Source organism: Pseudomonas sp. PSPC3-2 (assembly GCF_049897085.1).
GTDB classification, from domain to species: domain Bacteria; phylum Pseudomonadota; class Gammaproteobacteria; order Pseudomonadales; family Pseudomonadaceae; genus Aquipseudomonas; species Aquipseudomonas paraveronii.
The window spans coordinates 15,796-37,961 of record NZ_JAFCVO010000017.1 but is presented as its reverse complement, the minus strand read 5'-3'; the positions used below and the strand labels follow the sequence as shown (position 1 = coordinate 37,961).

The window sequence follows — 22,166 nt, the reverse complement described above, 5'->3', positions numbered from 1 at the left end:
CAGACACTCCTGGGCAAACGTGTCCGCAGCGGCAGGTGGCCGCTGCGGGGTACGCGGGGGCCGATTACTCGCCGACTTTGCCACCGGCCTTGTCGCACGCAGCCTTAGTCATGGCCTTGAAGCCATGACCCTTGCAAACCGCTTGGCCCTTGCAGGCGTTTTCAGCGGTCTTGCAGTCATTCATGCCTTTGCAGGAGGTGACGCCGTAGCAATGCACCGCAGCGTCGGCGGCCTGTACCTGGGTGGTGACACCGGCAAACAGGGTGGCAGCAGCGAGCGCCAGGGCAGCACCGGAAATGGCGTTTTTGATGGTCATGGGGTCATCCTCATAGAGCGTGGTTAGGTCGGCTGAGCGGCATGCTCAGTCCCGACATACCACTAGAGTGAGGTGCCCCCTTGCCGTTACAGCACCCTCGAAAAAAATCTGACAGTTATTTCTCCAGCTTCGACAACGGCTCCTGAAACCGCAGCAAACGCCCGGCGTTGCCCAGCACCAGCAAGGTACTGAGGTTGTGCAACACCGCCGCGATCATCGCGCCAGCAGCCCCCAACCAGCCAAACGCGGCGAACACCACGATGGCCAGCGTCCAGCCCAGGCCGATGATCACGTTGACCTGCAACGTGTGCCGACATTGACGACTCAAGCGCACACACGTGCCCAGGCGGCGCAAGTCGCTGCCAATCAACACCACATCCGCCGAGGCCAGCGCGATATCCGCACCGCCCGCGCCCATGGCCACACCGACCACGCCCGCTTTGAGCGCCAGGGAATCGTTGATGCCGTCGCCCACCACCATCGGCCGGAAACCGCTGCGGATCTCCCCCAATACGCGGTTGAGCTTGTCTTCCGGCAGAGCCTGGGCTTCGACATCGCTGATGCCCACGTCGAGGGCCAGGCTGTCGGCCACGCTTTGACGGTCGCCGGTCAGCAGCAGTTGGCGACCCAGGCCCAGGTCGCGCAGCTCTTGCAGGGCCTGGCGCGCTTCAGGTTTGACGCTGTCAGCGAGCAACAGCCAGGCAAGGAACGCACCGTTCAAGGCCAGCCCGGCAATCGGGCCATCATGGTCGGGGACGCGGGTGGTGGCGATGCCCAACTGCTCGAACAGCTCCGGCCGGCCCAGCGCCGCTTCGCCCTGCGCGGTCTGGGCCACCACGCCGAGGCCTTGGCGTTCGCGGATGTCGGTGAGCACCAACAGCTGTTCCTGCGTCGCCAACCCCGCCAACGCGCGGCTGACCGGGTGGCTGCTGGCCGACCCGAGGCTGGCCGCCAGGTTCAACAACCCTTGGCGGTCCGGCGCGGTGGTTTCGATGGACTGCAAACGCAGGGTGCCAAAGGTCAGGGTGCCGGTCTTGTCGACCACCAGCGAGGTCAGGTCCGCCAACTCTTCGAGGAACGCCGAGCTGCGGATCAGAATCCCATGCCGCGCCGCCACGGCAATCCCGGCAATCGCCGTGGCCGGAGCCGACAGCACCAGCGCGCACGGGCACGCCGCCACCAACACCGCGAGCATCGCTTGGGCGTCATGGGTGACAAACCACGTCACCGCCGCCAGCAACAGCACCAACACCATATAGCTGCCGGCGTAGCGCTCCAGCAGGCGCGTGATCGGCGGCTTGGAGCGCTCGGCGTTCTGCATCAGGGCGATGACTTTGCCCAGGGTCGACTCGTTGCCGGTGCGGGTCACCTCCAGGCGCAACAACCCGTCGAGGTTGATCGCACCGCCGAACACTTGCACGCCGACGATGGCTTCCAGCGGCACCGATTCGCCGGTGATCGGCGCCGTGTCGAGGCTGGCCTGGCCTGACAGCACCACGCCATCGGCGGGCACGCGGTCGCCGGCGCGCACTTCGACGATGTCGCCGGTGTTCAGCGTGCCGTTGTCGACCTCGCTGATGCTGCCGTCCGCCTGCACCAGGCGCGCGTGGCTGCGGGTCAGTTTGCCGAGGGCATGGATCGCTTCCTGAGAGCCGATCACGCTGCGCTCTTCCAGCACATGGCCGAAGATCATGATGATCGGCAGCAAGGCGGCGGTCAGCAGATCGCCCGTGGCCCACGCGCCGAGCATCGCCAGGGCGATGAGCTGGTCGGTGATGCCATGCAGGCTGGGAAAACGCAGGCTGTACCAGGCCGAGCGCATCACCGGCACGGCCACCAGCAGCGAGGCCACACCGAGCAGCAACTGGCTGACGCCGCTCTGGTCCGGCGCCAGCCAGCGCCACACCAGGCCCAGCACGAGCAAGCCGAGGGCGAGCATGGCCAGGGTCAATTGCCGGGCGGCGCTGCGCTGCTCGGCGGATGTCAGCATGGGCGCGCTCATTGTTCGGCTCCCTGAATGATCAAGCGGGAGTCGTCTTTGGGATCGACCGTGGTCACGGAACCGGCCTGGCCGAGAATCTTCGGCAAGCGTTCGCGGTACAGGCGCAACAGCAAGCCGGGGTCTTTGACCTGGGCCAGGCTGGCGACAGTAGCGGTTTGCGCCTGGGCATTGGCCAGGCGTTCGCTGGCCTGGGCGTGGGCGACTTGCACCAGGCGGTCAGCCTGCTGGTTCGCGGTTTGCGTGAGTTTTTCCGCGTCGGTCCGTGCATTCGCCACGGCTTTGTCGGCTTGCTGACTGGCGGTGAGCACCGCGTTGAAGGCATTCACCGCCGGGCTCGGCAGGCTCGATTGCACATCGACGCGGGTGACTTCGATACCCACTCCCAAGCCGCTGGCGGTCAACTGCGCCAGGCGCTTGTTGATGCCTTGCACCAAGTCGCCGCGCAGCCGTTCACGGCGCTCGGCGGCGCCGTTGTCACTGCCGATCAATTCGGGGCGCGCCACCAGAATGGTGTCCAGATCCCGCGCTGCCGTCAGGGCCACGGCGCTGCGCGTCACCAGACGATCCAGCGCCGGCAGCACGTGCTCGCCCTGCAACACAAACGCATAAGGCTCGGTGACTTTGTAGAACACCCGCACATCCAGCTGCACCACGCCGGCGTCGCCGGTCAGCAGGTAGCCGGAGCCGGCCAGGGCATCGCTCAACGGCGTGGCGAAACTGGCCACGCGGTCGGCCTGCACCGCGGCATCGGAACGCAGCAGGTTGTCGATCCGCCGCTCGATCACCCGGTCCCCCGCCGGCAACAGCACGACCTGCTCGAACGGCTGCGGCCACGCCAGCAACAGCCCGGCATTCTGAACCCGATCAAGCGCGCCGAAGTGCAACACCACGGCGCGATTCTGCGGGTCGATCTGGCGCACATTGGAAAACGCCCAGGCCAGGGCGGCCAACACCGTCACCGCGTACAGCGCCATGAACGTCAGGCGCCCGGCCTGAATCCACGGGCTGTCCGGGCTGTCACGCTCGGTCATGGCTGGACGTCCTTCGGCCCGTCCACCAGTGCGCGGAACGGCGCGGCGTCGGTGCGCAGGATGATCTTGGTGCCCGGGGTGACCACGGTGCCCAGGGTGTCCAGCGAACGCAGCAGGTTGTACAGCTGGGGATTGCCCGCGTAGGCCCGCCCATAAATCTGCGCCGCTTCGACCCGCGATTGCGCTTCGATGTCGGCGGCTTTCACCGTGGCATCGGCCTGCACGATTCGCGCATCGCGCTCGGCGGCGGAGCGAATCTGCGCCGCCTCACGCTTGCCCACGGCGGTGCGTTCGGTGGCGATGGTTTCGCGCTCGGCGCGCATGCGGTCGACAGTGGCGATGAGCGTCACCGACGGTAAGGTCAGCCGCTCGATGCCCACCTGCGCCACGCGCACGCCATAGGTGGTGAGCAATTGTTGATCGATCTGCTGACGCAACTGCGCTTCGAAATCGGCGATGCGCACTTGGCTGGCATCGGTATTGATCAGGCTGGACAGGTCGAAGCTGGCCGCTGTGGTTTCCAGCGCCGAGCCGACAAAGGTACGAATCTGCCGCGCTGCTTCATCCGGCTGGTTCTGCACTGCGCGCATAAAGCGCTGCACATTGTCGGCATCGCCCTGCACCTGCCACGCCACGTAAGCCTGCACGATGATGCGCAGGCCATCGCGGGTACCAACATCCTGCAAACCGCTGGAGGTGGTGCGCAGACGCAGGTCCACCGGGATCGCCGCTTCGAACGGCGCCGGCCAGCGCCAGCCCAGGCCCGGCTCCAGCAGCACCCGCGACGGGTTGCCGAAACGGGTAATCACCGTGGCTTCGCCGGACCGCACCTGCACCAGGCTCGCGGCCGCGACCGCAAACAGCACCAGCAACACGGCCCAGGCCATGCGCCGCCAAGGGAAGGGGCCGGCGGGTTGTTCATCACCGTGGTGGTGGTGATGGTGGCCGTGGTGGTGGTGACCATGATCGTGAGAATGAGCGCTCAACAGACAGACTCCTTATTGAACGGCTTTACGCGGCACCGAGGGATCGGCCGGCAAGGAAAAAGAACGCAGATCGATCGTCGGCGCACTGTCGGCGCCCAGGCGATGATCCAGAATCAGCAGCTTGGCGTGAGCCAGGCCCAGGGTCAGTTGGCCGAGGTACTGCTCCAGCACGAAGGCTTTGCCGGCGCTGGCGTAGGCCTTTTGTTCGGCGGCAAACCGCAGGTCCGCCGCCTGGGCGCCGGCATTGACCTCACGCGCGGTGGCCTGGGCCTGGTCGCGGGCGGTGCTGGCTTGCAGCAGGGCCTGGTTGGTTTGTTCGCTGGCGGCGCCGCGTTCGCGGGAGATCAGCGCCTGGGCGCCGATCTGCGCCGCTTGCACGCCGTGGTAGGCGTTGGCGGCACCGGACGGTGGGTGGATGGCTTCGACCACCGTGGCAAGAATTTCCACGCCGCTGTCGAGTTTTTGCAGGTCCGCTTGCACGGCGCGGCCGATCTCGTCGGCCAGGCCGGTGCGTTGTTCGCCGAGTAATTCGTCGAGGGTGCGCGAGGCAAAGTCATGCACGAGGATACGGCTGGCGGTGCTGCGGATCAGGGTCGGCACATCCGCACTGTTATAGGTGGCGGCAAGCGCGGCCTGGTCGGTCAGGCCGATACGGTAGACGAAGCGCACATCCATATTGACGATCTGGAAGCTCTGTTTGTCGCCGCGGCTGCTGGCGATCACCTGGGATTTGTCATTCACATGGCTGGCGTCCCACAGGCGGTTGGCGATCGGCGGCGCCGGGCCTTCGGCCGCTGCGAGCTCCGGGCTGGCGGCTTCGCTGACGCTGGTCGCCAGCTCATGCACCACACCGTTTTCCACGTTCAGCACGCGGCCCAACGGCCACGGCAACCCGGCGTGCAGACCCGGGCCGAAGACGTGCACCGGTTTGCCGAAGCGCTCATAAATCCCACGGCCTTGCAGAGGAACTTCATGCACCCCCGTCAGCGCCCAGCCGACGGCCAGCACCACCAGCAGCACCGGCAGAAACGCCCGGCGCATGTAGGTAAACGCCCAGATCTGGCGCAGGTCGATGCCGAAGCGGTTGTGCAATTCGTGCTGCAAGGCCTGCAGCGGTTGCGGCGGCCAACGCAGCAGCCCGGCGATAAAACTCTGCGCCATCAAGCGCGGTTCGAGGCGCGGTTGGCGCGGGCTGAACAGCGACAGCACAGCCCTTAACAGAAACTCCAGCGCGACCAGCGCCGGCAACAGCCCAGCTAGCGTCGCCAGGCGCAGCGGCCACACCGACGCCGCACTGGCAAACAGCAGGCAAAGCGCACTGATCACCAGACAACCAATCGCCACCCGGCTCAGTTGCGCCAACTGCGCGGCTTCCGGCCATTGCGCGGCGGTTGCCTGGGCCAGGCGCCGCTCGAACACCAGCAGGCCAAAGGCCAAGGCCAAGGCCAGCGCGGCGCCGATACTTGCGGATTGGCCGACCGCTGCCGCCGGCAAGCCCAGGTTCCAGAACTCGATGATGCTGACCAGCGCGAACAACGACCAACCGCCGAGCCACAACACCGGCGCGCCGATCTGGGCCAGCAACCCTCGGCCGAAACGCCCCACCAGGCGCGCCTGCCAGCCGGCGGGTTCGCCCTCTGCTGCGAGTAACTCGGGCGCCGACGCTTCCAGCGCCTGGGCACGCCAATCGGCAACCCACCACGCCGACTGCAACCCGGCCACCAGCACCAGCAACGCGCACGCGCAGTTAATCAACACCACCGGCCAGATCGACACCGGTGCAAACAGCGCAACAAACAGCGCCAGCACCCAGCCGCTGATGGCCAACGCAGTCAGGCTGATACCGGCTTGCCTCAATCGACGGGCATGGAACAGCCCTTGCTGAAAACGCGGCAGGCCTTCAACCGAAGCGCCGTCAGCTTCTAGATCCACTTGCATCCACTCATGCCCGCCTGTACATAATTCGTTACGATATAACACAATGCGTGAAATTTGTGTTCGTTAAACACCGTATTCACATGCCACACAGACCCTCTGTGGGAGGGGGTTTACCCCCGATGGCTCTGGGTCAGTTGATGCATGGGTTGGCGGGTCCGCCGCCATCGGGGGAAAACCCCCTCCCACTTATGTTCTTCATCGCGCTCCGGAGCGTGACTAAACCCCCATAAACACACGCTATCACTGGTGCAGGCTACGATTAATCGGCACACTCCCGAGCAGTTTTTCGCGGGTTCACGGACAAGGAAGCGTCACCCCCATGATTTCGATCTATCAGCTCAAACCGCGGTTTCAAAACCTGCTGCGGCCCCTCGTGCAGCGCCTCTACGACAACGGCACCACCGCCAACCAGATCACCGTGCTCGCAGGAGTCATCTCCCTGCTGGTCGGCCTGCTGATCGCCGGCTTTGCCCAACACCTCTGGGTGTTTGCGCTGATCCCGCTGTGGATGATCATGCGCATGGCCCTCAACGCCATCGACGGCATGCTCGCCCGGGAATTCGGCCAGCAGTCGCGCCTGGGCGCCTACCTCAATGAACTGTGCGACGTGATCGCCGACAGCGCGCTGATCCTGCCCTTTGCGCTGATCCCCGGCGTCAGCCTGGCGCCGGTGCTGCTGGTGACCTTGCTGGCAGTGTTCAGCGAATACGCCGGGGTGCTCGGGCCGATGGTCGGCGCGTCACGGCGCTACGACGGGCCGATGGGCAAAAGTGATCGGGCATTCGTCCTCGGCGTGCTGGCCACCGGCGTGGCGCTGGGCTGGCTCGGCGCCGGCTGGGTCGATACGGTGATGTGGCTGGTCGCCGCCCTGCTCGCCTACACCCTGGTCAACCGGGTGCGTCAGGGCCTCAAAGAAGAACAACACATTTCCCCTTCTGCATAAGGATTTTGCGATGCGCGAACAGCAAGAACACACCTTCAGTACCCATGATAGCGTCGAGCTTTTCTACCGGCACTGGCCGGCTACCGCCCCAGCGGACGGCGAGCCGCGCAAGGCGATCCTGCTGTTCCATCGCGGCCATGAGCATTCGGGGCGCATCGCCCACCTGGTCGATGAACTGAACCTGCCACAGTTCGACTTCTTCGCCTGGGACGCCCGTGGCCACGGCCAATCTCCCGGCGAGCGCGGCGACAGCCCCAGCTTCGCCACCAGCGCCCGCGACGTGCAGACTTTCTGCGACCACATCGGCGTCACTTACGGCGTCGAGGCCGAAAATACTGCAGTCATCGCCCAAAGCGTCGGCGCGGTGATTGCAGCCACCTGGGTCCACGACTACGCGCCGAAAATCCGCGCGCTCGTGCTCGCCTCCCCGGCGTTCAACGTCAAACTGTACGTGCCCTTCGCCCGGCCGGGCCTGGCGCTGATGCGCAAGTTTCGCGGCAACTTTTTCGTCAACAGTTACGTCAAGGCCAAGTTCCTCAGCCACGACCCGGAGCGCGTCGCGTCCTACGACAGCGACCCGCTGATCACCAAGGCGATTTCGGTGAATGTGCTACTCGGTCTGTACGAAGCGGCCGACCGGGTTGTCGCCGATGCCCAGGCGATCCAGGTGCCGACCCAACTGCTGATCTCCGGCTCCGATTTCGTGGTGCATCGCAAACCCCAACAACAGTTTTTCGACCGCCTCGGCAGCCTGAAAAAAGAGCTGCATATCCTCCCTGGCTTCTTCCACGACACCCTCGGCGAGCGCGACCGCGCCGTGGCCGTGAGCAGCGCCCGGCGTTTTATCCTGCAGAACTTCGCGCACCCGCTGGACCGCGCCTCGCTGCTCGATGCCGACAAGCTGGGCGCCACCTGCGCCGAATCCGAATCCCTCGCCGCACCGCTGCCGCGCAATTCCCTGCGCGACCTGTACTGGCGTATGACCCGCGCCAGCATGGGCCTCGGTAAGAACCTGTCGGACGGCGTGAAGCTGGGCTTCGACACCGGTTTCGACTCCGGCAGCACCCTGGACTACGTGTACCGCAACACGCCCACCGGCAAAGGCCGGCTGGGCCGGATGATCGACACCAACTACCTCAACTCCATCGGCTGGCGCGGCATTCGCCAGCGCAAGCTGAATGTCGAAGAGCTGCTGCGCCGGGCCATGACCCAGTTGCGCACAGCGGACCGCGAAGTGCGCATCGTCGATATCGCCGCCGGCCACGGCCGCTACATTCTCGAAGCCTTGCAGGGCGTTTCGCCGCTGCCGGAATCGATCCTGCTGCGCGACTACAGCGACATCAACGTGCGCGACGGTGGCGCACTGATTCGCGAGAAAGGCCTGGGGGATATCGCGCAATTCGTCAAAGGCGACGCGTTCGACCGCGCGGACCTGGCGGCGCTGGCGCCCAAACCGACGTTGGCGGTGGTCTCCGGGCTGTATGAATTGTTTGCCGATAACGCCATGGTCGGCGGTTCGCTGGCGGGCCTGGCCGAAGCCGTGGAGCCCGGCGGTTATCTGGTCTACACCGGCCAGCCGTGGCACCCGCAGTTGGAACTGATCGCCCGCGCGTTGACCAGCCATCGCCAGGGCCAGGCCTGGGTGATGCGCCGGCGCAGCCAGGCAGAAATGGATCAACTGGTGGAAGCCGCCGGTTTCCGCAAGATCACCCAGCGGGTGGATGAGTGGGGCATCTTTACCGTGTCCCTGGCGCAGAAGATCTGAACATGCGCGAACCCGGCCTGTTAAAGCCCGCGTTCCTGTGGCTGTTGCTGTTGGCGCCGCTGTTTTTCAGCACCTATGGCTTTGCCACATGGGTCACCAGCCAGCGCAGCGACGTCGGCACACTGGTGTTCGATTGGGAAACCCACATGCCGTTCTGGGCCTGGACCATCGTGCCCTACTGGACCATCGACCTGCTCTACGGTTTATCCCTGCTGCTGCCCAACAGCCGCCATGAACTGAAGCAACATGCGCTGCGCCTGCTGAGTGCGCAGCTCATCGCCGTGAGCTGCTTCCTGATCTGGCCGCTGCGCTTCACCTTCGAAAGGCCGGAGCTGGACGGCGTGTTCGGCTGGCTGTTCGCCGTGCTGGCCGGTTTCGACAAACCGTTCAACCAGGCGCCGTCGCTGCATATCGCGCTGCTGGTGATCCTGTGGATCATGTACCAACGTCACACCCAGGGCGCCTGGCGCTGGCTGGTACACGGCTGGTTCGGGTTGATCGGGGTTTCGGTGCTGACCACTTATCAACACCACTTTATCGACTTACCCACAGGCGCCCTGGCGGGTTGGCTGTGCGTGTGGCTGTGGCCGCTGGAACATCCGAGCCCGCTGTTGAATGCGCGGCTGACCCGCGATTCCACACGCTGGCGGCTGGGGCTGCGCTACGGCCTGGGCGCGCTGGGGCTGATCATCCTCGCGTTTACCCTGGGCGGCGGGTGGCTGTGGCTACTGTGGCCGGCGTTGTCCCTGGGGCTGATCATGGCGAATTACGTCGGTCTCGGCGCGCCAGGTTTCCAGAAACGTGCCGACGGTCAACTGACCCCCGCCGCGCGTTGGCTGTATGCACCGTATCTGGCGGCGGCGTGGCTCAATTCGCGGTGGTGGACACGCACGCATCCACAACCCGACCTGATTGTAGATAACGTCTGGCTCGGGCGGCTGCCTTCCGTGCGCGAGCAAGGTTCATTCACGGCCATCGTCGATTTGTGCGCGGAATTGCCGATTAATCCACAGGGCCGCGCCTATCAAGGCATCCCCGTACTCGACCTGATCGCGCCGACACCCGCCGAATGCCTGCAAGCGGCGCAAGCCATCGAACGCCTGCGCGCCAGCGGCCCGGTACTGGTGTGCTGCGCCCTCGGCTATTCGCGCAGCGCTACCGCCGTCGCCGCCTGGCTGCTGCACAGCGGACGCGCCGCCACGGTGGATCAAGCACTGGCTATTATTCGTACAGCACGGACCCAGGTGGTCCTGCATCCCGCTCATCGCCATGCCTTGGAGGCCTTGCCCCATGCCTGCTGATATGGAACTTCAGGTCGTCGCCAGCCTGCTGCGCCGTGGCCGCTCACTGGATCAGTTATCCACAGGCCTGACGCTGCTGGGCGTGTTATTCGGCCTGGCGCAACTGTTGATGGCCAGCGTCGCGCCGATCTGCCTGCTGCTCAGCCTGTGGATGATTATCCTCGGCCTGCTGCAGAAATACTGGGCACTGCGCGTGGCCTTCGACGCCGACCTGTTCACCCTGCTCGCCCGCGACACCGAACGCACCCCGGACCTCGACCAGGCCCTGCAAACCCTCGGCCTGCAGTCGCCCAACCGCGCCGGCCGGCCCTGGCCCGAACGCCGTCGCGGCGCCCTCAAACTGTTGCGCAAGCAAGCCTGGCTGCTCGGCGCGCAAGTGCTGCTGACCTTGGGCGTGATCCTCGCCAGCCCTTGGCTACCTTTCACCGGATAAGGAATCCCCATGTTCGAACCCGTGGTCGCCACCCTGATTACCTCGATGGCCCGTACCGTCACCGGCGCCCGCAGCCTGTGGCTGGGCTGCGCGCCGGTACCGGTGCAACGCATCTACTTCGCCAACCACAGCAGCCACGGTGACTTCGTGTTGCTGTGGGCATCGCTGCCACAGAACCTGCGCAAATTCACGCGCCCGGTGGCCGGCAGTGACTACTGGAATAAAAGTGCGCTGCGCCGCTACATCATCCGCCGCGTATTCAACGGCGTGTTGATCGACCGTGAACGCAAAGACCCTGTGGATAACCCCTTGCAGCCCATGCTCGCCGCGCTGGAAGGCGGCGACTCGCTGATCATCTTTCCCGAAGGCACACGCAATCTGGAAGACGGCTTGCTGCCGTTTAAAAGCGGCCTGTATCACCTGGCAAAAAGTTACCCACAGGCGGAATTGATTCCGGTGTGGATTGCCAACCTCAACCGGGTCATGCCCAAGGGCCGCGTCCTACCGCTGCCTTTGCTGTGTACCACCAGCTTCGGCGCCCCACTGCAACTGGAAGACGGCGAAGACAAAGCTGCCTTCCTTGCCCGCACCCGCGACGCCCTGCTCGCCCTCGCCCCGGAGCATTCCTGACATGGATAGCCAAACCCTGATGCTGTTCGGTGGGATCGGCGCGATCCTGGTACTCGCCTCGCTGATCGGCCTGATCCTCAAGCTGCGCACCCGTGGCACGCCGAATGCGGTGATCGACAACCTCAATGCCCGCATCAACGCCTGGTGGGTGATGGTGGTGGTGATCGGCATCGCCTTCTGGCTCGGCACCGGCGCAGTGATCCTGCTGTTCTACGCCGTCTCGTTCTACGCCCTGCGCGAATTCCTCACCCTCACCCCCACCCGGCGCAGCGACTACCCGGCCCTGGTGGCCGCGTTCTACCTGGCGCTGCCGCTGCAATACCTGCTGATCTATGCCGACTGGTACGGGCTGTTCTCGATCTTCATCCCGGTGTACGTGTTCCTGTTGCTGCCGATCCTCGCCTCCCTCGGCGGCGACAGCACGCACTTCCTGGAGCGTGCGTCGAAGGTGCAATGGGGCCTGATGATCGCGGTGTTCTGCGTGTCCTTCGTGCCCGCCCTGCTCACCCTCGACATCCCCGGTTATGAAGGCCGCAACCTGCTGCTGATCGCCTACCTGGTGATCGTGGTGCAACTGTCGGACGTGCTGCAGTACGTGTGCGGCAAGCTGTTTGGCAAACACAAGATCGCGCCCAACCTGTCACCGTCGAAAACCGTCGAAGGCTTTGTCGGCGGCATCCTGCTCTCCTCCCTGATCGGCGCCGCGCTGTGGTGGACCACGCCGTTCAACCCGTGGCAGTCGTTCCTGATTGCGCTGCTGATCAACCTGCTGGGGTTTGCCGGCGGCATTGTGATGTCGGCGATCAAACGCGACCGTGGCGTGAAGGACTGGGGGCATATGATCGAAGGGCACGGCGGGATGCTCGATCGGCTGGATTCGGTGTGCTTTGCGGCGCCGATCTTCTTTCACCTGGTGCGCTACTGGTGGACCTGACAAACAGCGCCCTCAAGCCTGACGAAGATCAAAATGTGAATCCCCGCCCCCCATAAACATCCCCCCACAATGCGATGTATCGACCTCATCTTTTGTCTTAAAGACGCGTGTAAGATACGTCGCACTTAGCCAGGGATGCTCACCATGTTTGACGCGTTAAAAACGATCTGTCGCCGCTTGTTCGGTGCGTTAATGACTGTGGTGGGTGCCCTGTTCGGCCAATGGCGGCCGCCGTTCTGGCTGAATGCCATCGGCCGTGGCGGGCTGAACCTGGCGAGCAAGGCCCGTGCTTATCCGCGCCAGGCCGGTGCCGCGGTGTTGGGCCTGGTGCTGCTGGCCGCCGCCGGGTTCTATGGCTGGCATTGGTACTCCAACCTGCCGCAGCCGCACACCGTGGGTTATTCACTGCACAAACCCAATCTGACTGACTACACCCAGCAACCCGCCGTTGTGGATAACCTGCAGGTGCGTTTTGCCGAGTCCGTCGCCCCCTTGGCGGCGATAGGCAAGCCGGTCACCGCAGGCATTACCCTTAAACCCGCTGTGGCCGGTGCCTGGCGCTGGTCCGATGACCACACGTTGCTGTTCACACCGGAAAAAGACTGGCCCATCGACGCCCATTACACCTTCGATTTGGCGAAGAAAAACCTGCTCGCCGACGGCGTGTTGCTCAGCGAGTACAACGGCCAGTTCTCCACTCAGCCGTTTCGCGCCAGCCTTTCGCAGAACGAGTTGTATCAGGACCCGTCCAACCCGACGCTGAAACAACTGGTGGCGACTTTCCGCTTTTCCCACCCGGTCGACGAAGAAAGCCTGCGCAAGCGGGTTTCGATCATTCTCGGCAAAGGCCTCGCCTACCGCGACGCGCAATTACCCAATCGCCCGGAAATCACCTTCGACGAGTCCAAGCTCAACGCCTATGTCCGCTCCGCCGCCCTGGCCACCCCACTGGAAAGCACGCCCGTCAGCGCCAAGCTCGACGAAGGCATCAAAGCCCGTGACGGTGGCAACGCCAGCAACGCGCCATTGGTGGCCGAAGTCACCGTGCCCGGCCGCTACCGCCTGACGTTTACCGCTGCCGAAGTGAGCTTTGTCGACAACGAACGCGGCGAACCCGAGCCGGTGTTGATGTTCAGCAGCTCCAGCGCCGTAGCCGATGACACCATCGCCGGTAAGGTCCAGGCGTGGCTGTTGCCGGAAAAAGCTGAGGACGACACGCGCCCCTATAACAGCAACGACATCGACGACGCGCTGCTGGCCCGTAGTACCAAGGTCAACCTGACCCACGTGCCCAGCGTCGAACCGCTCAACACCCTGCACGCGTTCAAGTTCAAGGCCCCGGCCGGTCGGGCGCTGTATGTGCGCGTGCCCGCCAACCTGGAAGCCATCGGCGGCTACCTGGCGAAAAACCCTACGGCGTCGCTGATCAGCATGCCGGCCTATCCGCGCACGCTGCAGTTCCTGTCTGACGGCGCCTTGCTCAGCCTCACCGGCGAAAAACGCCTGGGCTTCATGGCCCGTGGCGTACCCGGTGCCCATGTGGAAATTGCTCGCCTGCTGCCCAACCAGTTACAACATTTGGTGGACCAGAGCAGCGGCAGCTTTGCGCGGCCGAACTTCGGCAATGAGTACTTCGACCGCATGGTCGAGCGTCAATCACTGGATATTCCGCTGTCGTCCAACGACCCGGCGAAAACCGTCTACGACAACGTCGATCTCAGCCGCTACCTGAGCGCCAACGGCGGCCGACGCGGTATTTTCGTACTCAAGCTCAGCCCACAGGATGACCCGGCCGAGCGCACATTCGACTACTCCCGCAGCAGCACCAGCGACCTGCGCTTTATCGTGGTGACGGACCTCGGGATCATCGCCAAGCGCTCCAGCGACGGCAGCCATGACGTGTATGTGCAGTCCATCGGCAACGGTTCGCCGGTGGCCGACGCGCAAGTCGACATCATCGGCCGTAACGGTTTGCCGGTCGCCAGCGGCCACACCGACGCCGAAGGCCACGCGCATTTCGCCAAACTCGATGAACTGCGCCGTGAGAAAACGCCACTGATGTATGTGGTCAGTCGCGGCAATGACCAATCTTTCCTGCCGATTGCCCGTCAGTCCCAGCAGCTGGATTTGTCGCGCTTTGACGTAGGTGGTTTGCAAGAAGACGGTGCGATCGATCGCCTCAGCGCCTACCTGTTCACCGACCGTGGCCTGTACCGGCCCGGCGAAACCGCGCACCTGGGCATGATCGTGCGCAGCGGCAACTGGAAAGGCGCCCTGCAAGGCCTGCCGGTGGAGCTGCAAATCACCGACCCGCGCAGCCTGGAAGTGATTCGCCAGCCGCTGAAGCTGTCCGCCAGCGGTTTTGAAACCTTTGATTTCCCCAGCAGCGAAGCGGCCCCCGCCGGGGATTACACCGCGACCTTGCAACTGCTCGGCGAGAAACAGACACGCACCGACCTGGGCAGCGTCAGCTTCAAGGTCCGCGACTTCGAACCGGACCGCATGAAGGTCAGCCTGAGCCTGCACGACACGCCAGTGCAGGGCTGGATTGCACCGGACCAGGTGCTGGCCAAGGTCAGCGCAATGCACCTGTTCGGTGCCCCGGCGGCCGGCCGGCGCGTGACGGCGAAGATGTCCCTGAGCCCGACGCTCGCGGCATTTGAGCGTTACCCCGATTACCGCTTCCGCCTCAACGACGCGCTGGAAGAGGCCAGCACCGAAGACCTCGCCGAGAGCACCGTCGATGACAACGGCCAAGCCGTGCTCGACCTCAACCTGCAACGCTTCGCCAACAGCACTTACCGCTTGCAGGTGATGACCCAGGTGTTCGAGGCCGAAGGCGGGCGCAATGTGGCAGCGCAAAGTGCGTTGCTGGTGTCGTCTGCGCCCTACCTGGTGGGTGTGAAAAGTCAGGACTCACTGTCGTATGTCGCCAAGGACGCCCCACGCCAGGTGCAATGGTTGGCCGTCGCGCCGGATCTCACGCCGCTGGCGGTGGACGGCCTGACCAGCGAAGTGGTCGAGCACCGCTACGTCTCGGTGCTGGTGAAACAGTCCAACGGTACCTACAAATATGAATCGCGGATCAAAAACATCAGCCAGCCTACCTCGCCGCTGGTGATGACCAAGGACGGCGCCAAGCAACCCCTGAACACCGCCACTCCCGGCGATTTCACCCTGCAACTCAAAGACGCCAACGGCAAGCTGCTGAACCAGATCGACTACAGCGTGGCCGGGCGCGGCAACACCTCGCGCTCCCTGGAGCGCAACGCCGAGCTGCAACTGCGCCTGGATAAACACAGTTACGCGACGGGGGATGAGATCGCTATCAGTGTCCGCGCACCGTACACCGGGGCGGGCTTGATCACCATCGAGCGCGACAAGGTCTACACCCAGCAGTGGTTCAAGGCTGACAGCACCAACAGCGTGCAACATATCCGCGTGCCCGCAGGGCTTGAGGGCAATGCCTACGTCAACGTGCAGTTCGTGCGGGACATCGGTTCGTCCGAGGTTTACATGAGCCCGCTGTCCTATGGCGTGGTGCCGTTCAGCATCAACCTGGATGCGCGGCGCATGCCATTGAAGGTTGACGGCCCGGCGCAGATCGAACCGGGGCAGACTCTGGATATCAAGGTCAATGCCGACCGCCCGGGCCGTGCGGTGGTGTATGCGGTGGACGAAGGCATCCTGCAAGTGGCGCGCTACCAGACGCCGGACCCGTTGGGCTTCTTCTTCCAGAAGCGAGCGCTTGAAGTCGGCACCAGTCAGATTCTTGACCTGATCCTGCCGGAATTCAGCCGCCTGCTCAGTGGAGCAGCGCCCGGTGGCGATACCGAAGGCGCGCTGGCCAATCACCTCAACCCGTTCAAGCGTAAACATCAGCCGCCCGTGGCCTGGTGGTCCGGGCTGGTGGACTTGCCGGCCGGCGACACCGTGCTGCATTACCAGGTGCCCGACAGTTTTAACGGCAAGCTGCGCCTGTTCGCGGTGGCGGTGGATGCCGACAGCGTGGGCGTCAGCGAGGCCACAACCGAGGTCCGCGGACCGCTCGTGATCACGCCAAACGTACCGGCTTTCGTGGCGCCGGGGGATGTGTTCAACGTAAGCGCCGGGGTGTTCAGCAACCTTGATGCGGCAGCGGATGTGAAGTTTGAAGTGCAGACCAGCGACGGCCTCAACGTGCAGGGCGACAAAGGCAGCACCTTGTCACTGCAACCGCGCAAGGAAGGCACCGCCGAGTTCAAGATCAAGGTCGGCGATACCCTCGGCTCGGCGGATCTGCGCTTTATCGCCGTGTTGCCGAACGGCAAGCGCATTCAGGTGGCGGAAACCACCTCGATCCGCCCCCTGAGCGAACATCGCGTGGCCTTGAGCCTGGGCCGTTTCGACAGCGCCAGCAAAGAGCTCAAGCCCACCCGCGAACTGTTCAGCCAACTGCGCGATGTGCAATTGGGTGTGGCGGCGTCGCCGCTGGTGTGGGCCAACGGCCTCAAGCATTACCTGGATGACTACGGCTACGCCTGCACCGAGCAGTTGGTGTCCAAGGCCATGCCGGCGTTGATCTGGGGTGGCAACGCGGCCGAGGCCGAACAAGCCTTCGCCAGCGCGGTGCGGATGTTGCGCCAGCGCCAGAACCAGGCCGGCGGTTTCGGCTTGTGGGCAGCCAACCCCGACGTGGCGCCGTATGCCAGCCTGTACGCCACCGACTTCCTGATCGAAGCCAAGGAACGCGGGCTGCCGGTGCCGGAAGACCTGCTGGTACGGGCCAATACTTATCTGACGGACCTGGCCAACGGCCCGAGCGAAGGCCTGTCGGAATTGCGCAACCGTGCCTATGCCAGTTACCTGCTGAGCCGTCAGGGGATTCTGGTGAGCGGCGCCTTGAGCGACATCCGTGAGCGCTACGAGAGCTACTTCAAGGACACCTGGCAGAACGATCTGGGCGCCGCCTACCTGGCCGCCAGCTACAAGCTGCTCAAGCAGGATCGCCAGGCCGATACGCTGTTCCGTAAGATCCCATGGCGTTCGCTTGTGGATAAGTGGAACAGCGACGGCCTGTATTACGACCCGTTGGTACATGACGCCGAACACCTGCACCTGCTGGCGCGGCACTTCCCCGAGCTGCTGGACGATGTGCCGACAGCGTTGCTGGATAAACTCGGCAAGCGCCTTAACGAGCAACGTTACAACTCGCTGTCGGCGGCGCTGTTACTGCGCGCCCTGGACAACTATGGCCAGCGTGCGCAAAGCGACATGACCCTCAAAGCCAGCGCGTGGCTGGGCGACAAGCAGCAACAACTGCTGGAGATGGCCGGCCAGCCGCCGCGCGCCGCCGTGCCTGGCGCCACGCAAAAGTTGCTGATGGAAAAATCCGACGGCCCGGCAGCCTTCTACATGCTCAGCGAAGCCGGCTTTGATAAAGGCGCCAAGCTCAAGCCGATCAACAATGGCCTGGAAATTATCCACGAGTACCTCGACCTCAACGGCGAGCCGGTGAGCAAAGTCGCGGTGGGCGATGAGTTCCTGGTGCGCCTGCGCCTGAGGGCAACCGACCGCGATCAAGTCCAGCAAGTGGCGGTGGTCGACCTGCTGCCCGGTGGCGTCGAGCCCGTGTATAACTTGCCACCGGAGCCGGAAGCCGCCAGCGCCAATGACAGTGAAGGCGAGGAAGCTGACTACGTAGAAGACAGCGAACCGTCTGACGCCTGGCAAGCGCCGATCGGCGAAACCGAGCTGAGCAACTGGCAGCCGGACTACGTGGACGTGCGCGATGATCGGGTGGTGTTGTACGGCACTGCGCTGCGTGACGTAGGCACTTTCGTGTACCGCGTGCGCGCCACCAACGCAGGCACCTTCAATACGCCACCGGCCTACGCCGAAGGCATGTACGAAACCACCCTGCAAGGGCGCGGCAAAGTAGGCCAGCTTGAAATTACCAAGCCTTAAGCGCCTGACGCCGCTGCTGGCAGCGGCGGTACTGCTGGCGGGGCTGCGGCTGTGGCCGCATGCCCCGCTGGAACAGGCGGTGACATCGTCGAGGGTGGTGCTGGCCGACGATGGCTCGCTGTTGCGCATGACCTTGGCGGATGACGGGCAATATCGCTTATGGCTACCGCTGGAGCGGATTTCTCCGTCATTGATCGAGGCCTTGCTGCTCAAGGAAGACCGCAATTTCTACTGGCACCCGGGGATCAATCCCCCGGCGTTGCTGCGGGCGGCCATGGCCACTTACAGCGGCGGCCAGCGCCAGGGCGGCTCGACGCTGAGCATGCAACTGGCGCGGCGCCTGTGGGACCTTAACACCCGCCAGGTGCCGGGCAAGTTGCAACAGATAGCCCTGGCGCTGTGGCTGGAGGCGCGTTACAGCAAGCACGACATCCTTGAGGCCTACCTGAACCTGGCGCCCATGGGCGGCAATATCGAAGGCGCCGAGGCGGCGAGTCGCATCTACTTCGGCAAGTCGGCGGCGCAGTTGTCGTTGTCCCAAGCGCTGGCACTCGCGGTGATTCCCCAGCAGCCCGGGCGGCGGGCGCGCTTCGGGCCCTCGCTGCAAAACGCGCGGCTGCGCTTGATGAACGACTGGCGCGCAACTTATCCACAGGACCCGCGCAACGACAGCCTGCTGGACTTGCCCCTTGAGGCGCGCAACCGCCAGCAGATCCCGTTTCTGGCGCCGCACTTGAGCGAACAGTTGCTCGCGTCCCAGGCGGGTAACGAGTTGAACAGCACCCTCAACCTGCCCTTGCAACAATTGCTCGAACGCCTGATCAGCGGCTTTATCGCCGAGCGGCGCGGTACGGGGGTGGAAAACGCCACGGCGATCCTGATCGACAGCCGCGACCAGAGCGTCAAGGCGCTGGTGGGCTCGGCGGATTACTTATCCACAGGCATCCATGGCCAGGTCAATGGCGTGCTGGCGCGGCGTTCGCCGGGGTCGACGCTCAAGCCGTTCCTCTATGGGCTGGCGCTGGACCAAGGGGTGATCCACCCCATGAGCATCCTCAAGGATTTACCCAGTAACTTCGGCTACTTCCAACCGGAGAATTTCGACGGCAGTTTTGTAGGGCCACTGACGGCGCGCGACGCGTTGATCCGTAGCCGCAATATCCCAGCCGTGTGGCTGGCCAGCCAGGTGAAGTCGCCGTCGTTATACGGCTTGTTGCAACGCGCCGGCATCAAGGGCCTGCGCGGAGAAAGCCATTACGGCCTGGCCCTGGCCCTCGGCGGCGGCGAGATGACGCCCGAAGAGCTGGCGCGGCTGTATCTGATGCTGGCCGGCGACGGGCACCTGCGGGCCTTACGCTATGTGCAGGAACAGCCCCAGGCCAGCGGCCCAGCGCTGCTGACGCCCCAAGCCGCCTTCATGGTGCGCGACATGCTGCGCCGCAACCCGCGCCCGGATGGCCTGCCCGGCCGGCATTGGCGCACCGCCTGGAAAACCGGCACCTCCTGGGGCTTTCACGATGCGTGGAGCGCCGGCCTGGTCGGCCCCTACGTGCTGGTGGTGTGGGTGGGTAACTTCGACGGGCGACCAAACCCGGCGTTCATCGGCGCCAAGACCGCCGCGCCGCTGTTCTTCCGCATTGCCGACGCCCTGCCCCTGGCCTTGCCCAACGTGCAGATCAAACCCGACAAGCCGCCGCCCGGCCTGATCCGCATCGACGTCTGCGCGGCCTCCGGCGAGTTGCCCAACCGCTGGTGCCCGCAAACCCGCAAGACCTGGTACATCCCCGGCGTCTCACCGATTCGCGTGTCCGCCCTGCACCGCCCGGTGCTGATCGACACCCGCACCGGCAAAGCCGCCTGCCCGCCGTTCGACCCGCAGTACACCCGCGAAGAAGTCTTCGAGTTCTGGCCCAGCGACGTACAACGCCTGTACCGCGCCGCCGGCCTGGCGCGACGCACGCCGCCCAACGTGATGAAAAACTGCCAGCCCAACCGCATCAGCGACCAGAGCGAAGCCCCGCAGATCCGCTCGCCGCTGACCCAGGTGAGCTATCAACTGCGCCTGTCCCAGCCGCAGGAGAGCATTGCGCTGAATGCCAATGCGGCCAGCGACGCGACGACGTTGTACTGGTTTGCCGACCAGACCCTGATCGGCCAAGGCCCGCCGCAATCCACGCTGAATTGGCGACCGGGCAAGTCGGGGGAGTATCGGTTGCGGGTCAGTGACGATCAGGGGCGCAGTGCGAGCCGGGGGCTGAGGGTGGAGTTTGTGCCGTGATCGGGCGCCTCTGTCGCCTGGCTCAGTAAAAGCGCCGATGAAGATCTGGAAATATCAGCTGCGCAAACCAGACAGGGAGCCCAGGAAAGATCGAACGCGACTTTGCTGACGGCGCTTCGACCACGCCGAGATCAATCAGTTTTTTGAGCTGGTCGCTCGCCACGCGGTCATGCAGGCCGGAGAAAATTTTAAAGTCCGCCCGTGCAACCTCCCCCTGAGTCAGCAAGATATGGATCGCCTTGGCCATTTCCTGCTTCACTCCGGACTCAATGAATCGCCGCTCAAGCCCAATCACCCTTTCAAGCCGCTGGCGTAGGCTGATCAGGTCCATCGCATGCTCTACGTACTCCATCTGATCAATGCAGACTTGCAGCATGAACTCTACAAACTCGAACAATCCACCTTGAGTCAGTTGGCCACGACCGTCGAGATCCCCTCGGCGAGGCTGATCGGCAGCGCGCAGGCGTCCATAGTATTCGTCCTGTTTGCGTGCCACCCCTCGAGAAAGTGACCAAAGGGGCGACGCGAGCCCAAGTCGCATCAGTTGCAAATGCGTAATCATGCGTACCACTCGGCCGTTGCCATCTTCAAAGGGATGAACAAACGCAAGACGATGGTGATAAGCAAGGGCACTGAGAATTCGCGAAGTCAGATCCGGTTGCCCGCCATATACCTGTTGGAGGCGTGTGAGCATAGGGGCGGCGGATTCCCACGCAGGCGCTGCATGGTCGCCAACCAAAACATTGCGTTGCGCCGTGTCCCGCAATTGACCCGGCACCAGTAAGCGCCCATCACTGAGTCGCAAGTCGTCATCGCGGGCACCTGCAAAAAGACGCCGATGGATGACCGATACGAGCTCTGGGGCAAAGAAAACGCCCCAAGGCGCCTCAATTGATTGAGACCGACGCACTGCCCGCTCCAACAATGCCTGAACGCCGATATGACTTTCGGCCAACTCGCGCAGCTCTTTGGAATTGCGTCTTGGCACTCGTGCAGACAACGTAGCAGGCTCGGTGAATTGGCCTTCAATCAGATTGCTGTAATAACTATTGGTGATTCGCATCAGGCCGCCAATACGGACGGCGGTGTTTTCGTGAAGCAAACCAGTGAGTTTTCCTGCGCGAAACGACAGGGTTTCTGCCATACGCAAGATCGACGCAGGGAAGCCAGGAGATGGCCAGATAGGTTCCAGCCACTGGTTTCCGGATATGAACTTCTGCGTCATTTTCCTCACCTTTTTCCGATTTATTTTCGGATCTATTTTTCCTCAAGGCCCAATATTAACGGGATTGATCGACGGTTTTATACGACTCTTTTCTAGAATTTTTTCCGATTTTTTTTCTGATTATTTTTGACCTATTCAACACGCTCGACATAGAAGGACTCCCCACCGCCCGTCGCGCCCGACAACCATCCCCAAACGAATCTCAAGGTGGTCCGCCCGGCCTGATCCAGGCCTACCGTGCCACGCGCCCGACCTGCGTGCCCATGCGGATTCGACCGCCTTGGTAAGTACCGGAAATGGCATTGCTTTCGACAAGCTAATGGCGTTTTTTTACCTGCGATTCAAGCAATGGACGCACCGAATTATTTTCTGGGTTAAGTAATTGATACCAAAAGACATCGCCCGAACAGCGGGTGTTTTCCCGTTTTCGCCTTGAAA

At 63.7% G+C, this 22,166-nt stretch carries 14 protein-coding genes and 1 pseudogene; 8 read left to right on the top strand and 7 right to left on the bottom strand.

Features of this window, described 5'->3' with window-relative positions:
- Positions 1 to 64: 64 nt before the first annotated feature.
- From ACP7CJ_RS23310 to hflK (ACP7CJ_RS23290), 5 genes are all read right to left on the bottom strand, one after another.
- Entirely contained in the window at positions 65 to 316 is a 252-nt protein-coding gene (locus ACP7CJ_RS23310) for a hypothetical protein (RefSeq protein WP_247404852.1), read from the bottom strand.
- Positions 317 to 431: 115 nt separating this feature from the next.
- Positions 432 to 2,318 (bottom strand): cation-translocating P-type ATPase, encoded by a 1,887-nt coding sequence (locus ACP7CJ_RS23305; RefSeq protein WP_426102234.1) that lies wholly within the window; start codon positions 2,316 to 2,318, stop codon positions 432 to 434.
- The gene (gene hflK / locus ACP7CJ_RS23300) at positions 2,315 to 3,349 is read right to left on the bottom strand and encodes a protease modulator HflK (protein WP_276195544.1); all 1,035 of its coding nucleotides are present in this window, start codon (positions 3,347 to 3,349) and stop codon (positions 2,315 to 2,317) included. The genes ACP7CJ_RS23305 and hflK (ACP7CJ_RS23300) overlap by 4 nt, the downstream gene beginning before the upstream one ends.
- Positions 3,346 to 4,335 (bottom strand): protease modulator HflC, encoded by a 990-nt coding sequence (gene hflC / locus ACP7CJ_RS23295; RefSeq protein WP_276195545.1) that lies wholly within the window; start codon positions 4,333 to 4,335, stop codon positions 3,346 to 3,348. Before hflC ends, hflK (ACP7CJ_RS23300) begins: the two co-directional genes overlap by 4 nt.
- Positions 4,336 to 4,347: 12 nt before the next feature.
- Positions 4,348 to 6,273, bottom strand: a complete 1,926-nt coding sequence (gene hflK / locus ACP7CJ_RS23290; protein ID WP_426102236.1) for a protease modulator HflK — start codon at positions 6,271 to 6,273, stop codon at positions 4,348 to 4,350.
- A 319-nt stretch (positions 6,274 to 6,592) separates the two neighbouring features.
- Between hflK (ACP7CJ_RS23290) and ACP7CJ_RS23285 the strand changes: the two genes are divergently transcribed.
- The 8 genes from ACP7CJ_RS23285 (at position 6,593) to pbpC (ending at position 20,503) form a co-directional block, all read left to right on the top strand.
- The gene (locus ACP7CJ_RS23285; RefSeq protein WP_426102238.1) at positions 6,593 to 7,216 is read left to right on the top strand and encodes a CDP-alcohol phosphatidyltransferase family protein; all 624 of its coding nucleotides are present in this window, start codon (positions 6,593 to 6,595) and stop codon (positions 7,214 to 7,216) included.
- Positions 7,217 to 7,226: 10 nt separating this feature from the next.
- Complete coding sequence (locus ACP7CJ_RS23280) at positions 7,227 to 8,981, top strand: bifunctional alpha/beta hydrolase/class I SAM-dependent methyltransferase (RefSeq protein WP_426102240.1); 1,755 nt, start codon at positions 7,227 to 7,229, stop codon at positions 8,979 to 8,981.
- Between the two features lie 2 nt (positions 8,982 to 8,983).
- Entirely contained in the window at positions 8,984 to 10,282 is a 1,299-nt protein-coding gene (locus tag ACP7CJ_RS23275; protein WP_426102242.1) for a phosphatase PAP2/dual specificity phosphatase family protein, read from the top strand.
- The gene (locus tag ACP7CJ_RS23270) at positions 10,272 to 10,715 is read left to right on the top strand and encodes a hypothetical protein (RefSeq protein WP_426102244.1); all 444 of its coding nucleotides are present in this window, start codon (positions 10,272 to 10,274) and stop codon (positions 10,713 to 10,715) included. Before ACP7CJ_RS23275 ends, ACP7CJ_RS23270 begins: the two co-directional genes overlap by 11 nt.
- Positions 10,716 to 10,724: 9 nt before the next feature.
- Positions 10,725 to 11,345, top strand: coding sequence for a lysophospholipid acyltransferase family protein (locus tag ACP7CJ_RS23265; protein WP_247408496.1), 621 nt, complete (start codon positions 10,725 to 10,727; stop codon positions 11,343 to 11,345).
- Between the two features lies 1 nt (position 11,346).
- Positions 11,347 to 12,279 (top strand): phosphatidate cytidylyltransferase, encoded by a 933-nt coding sequence (locus tag ACP7CJ_RS23260; protein ID WP_247408497.1) that lies wholly within the window; start codon positions 11,347 to 11,349, stop codon positions 12,277 to 12,279.
- Between the two features lie 144 nt (positions 12,280 to 12,423).
- Positions 12,424 to 18,225: an MG2 domain-containing protein gene (locus ACP7CJ_RS23255; protein WP_426102246.1), complete on the top strand. Its 5,802-nt coding sequence runs from the start codon at positions 12,424 to 12,426 to the stop codon at positions 18,223 to 18,225.
- Positions 18,206 to 20,503, top strand: a complete 2,298-nt coding sequence (gene pbpC / locus ACP7CJ_RS23250; protein WP_426102248.1) for a penicillin-binding protein 1C — start codon at positions 18,206 to 18,208, stop codon at positions 20,501 to 20,503. The genes ACP7CJ_RS23255 and pbpC overlap by 20 nt, the downstream gene beginning before the upstream one ends.
- Positions 20,504 to 20,525: 22 nt before the next feature.
- On the opposite strand, the gene ACP7CJ_RS23245 is transcribed toward pbpC, so the two are convergent.
- Positions 20,526 to 21,728: a Fic family protein gene (locus ACP7CJ_RS23245; RefSeq protein ID WP_426102250.1), complete on the bottom strand. Its 1,203-nt coding sequence runs from the start codon at positions 21,726 to 21,728 to the stop codon at positions 20,526 to 20,528.
- A gap of 131 nt (positions 21,729 to 21,859) precedes the next feature.
- A pseudogene (locus tag ACP7CJ_RS23240) lies at positions 21,860 to 22,044 on the bottom strand (hypothetical protein); the annotation flags it as partial.
- Between the last annotated feature and the right edge of the window lie 122 nt (positions 22,045 to 22,166).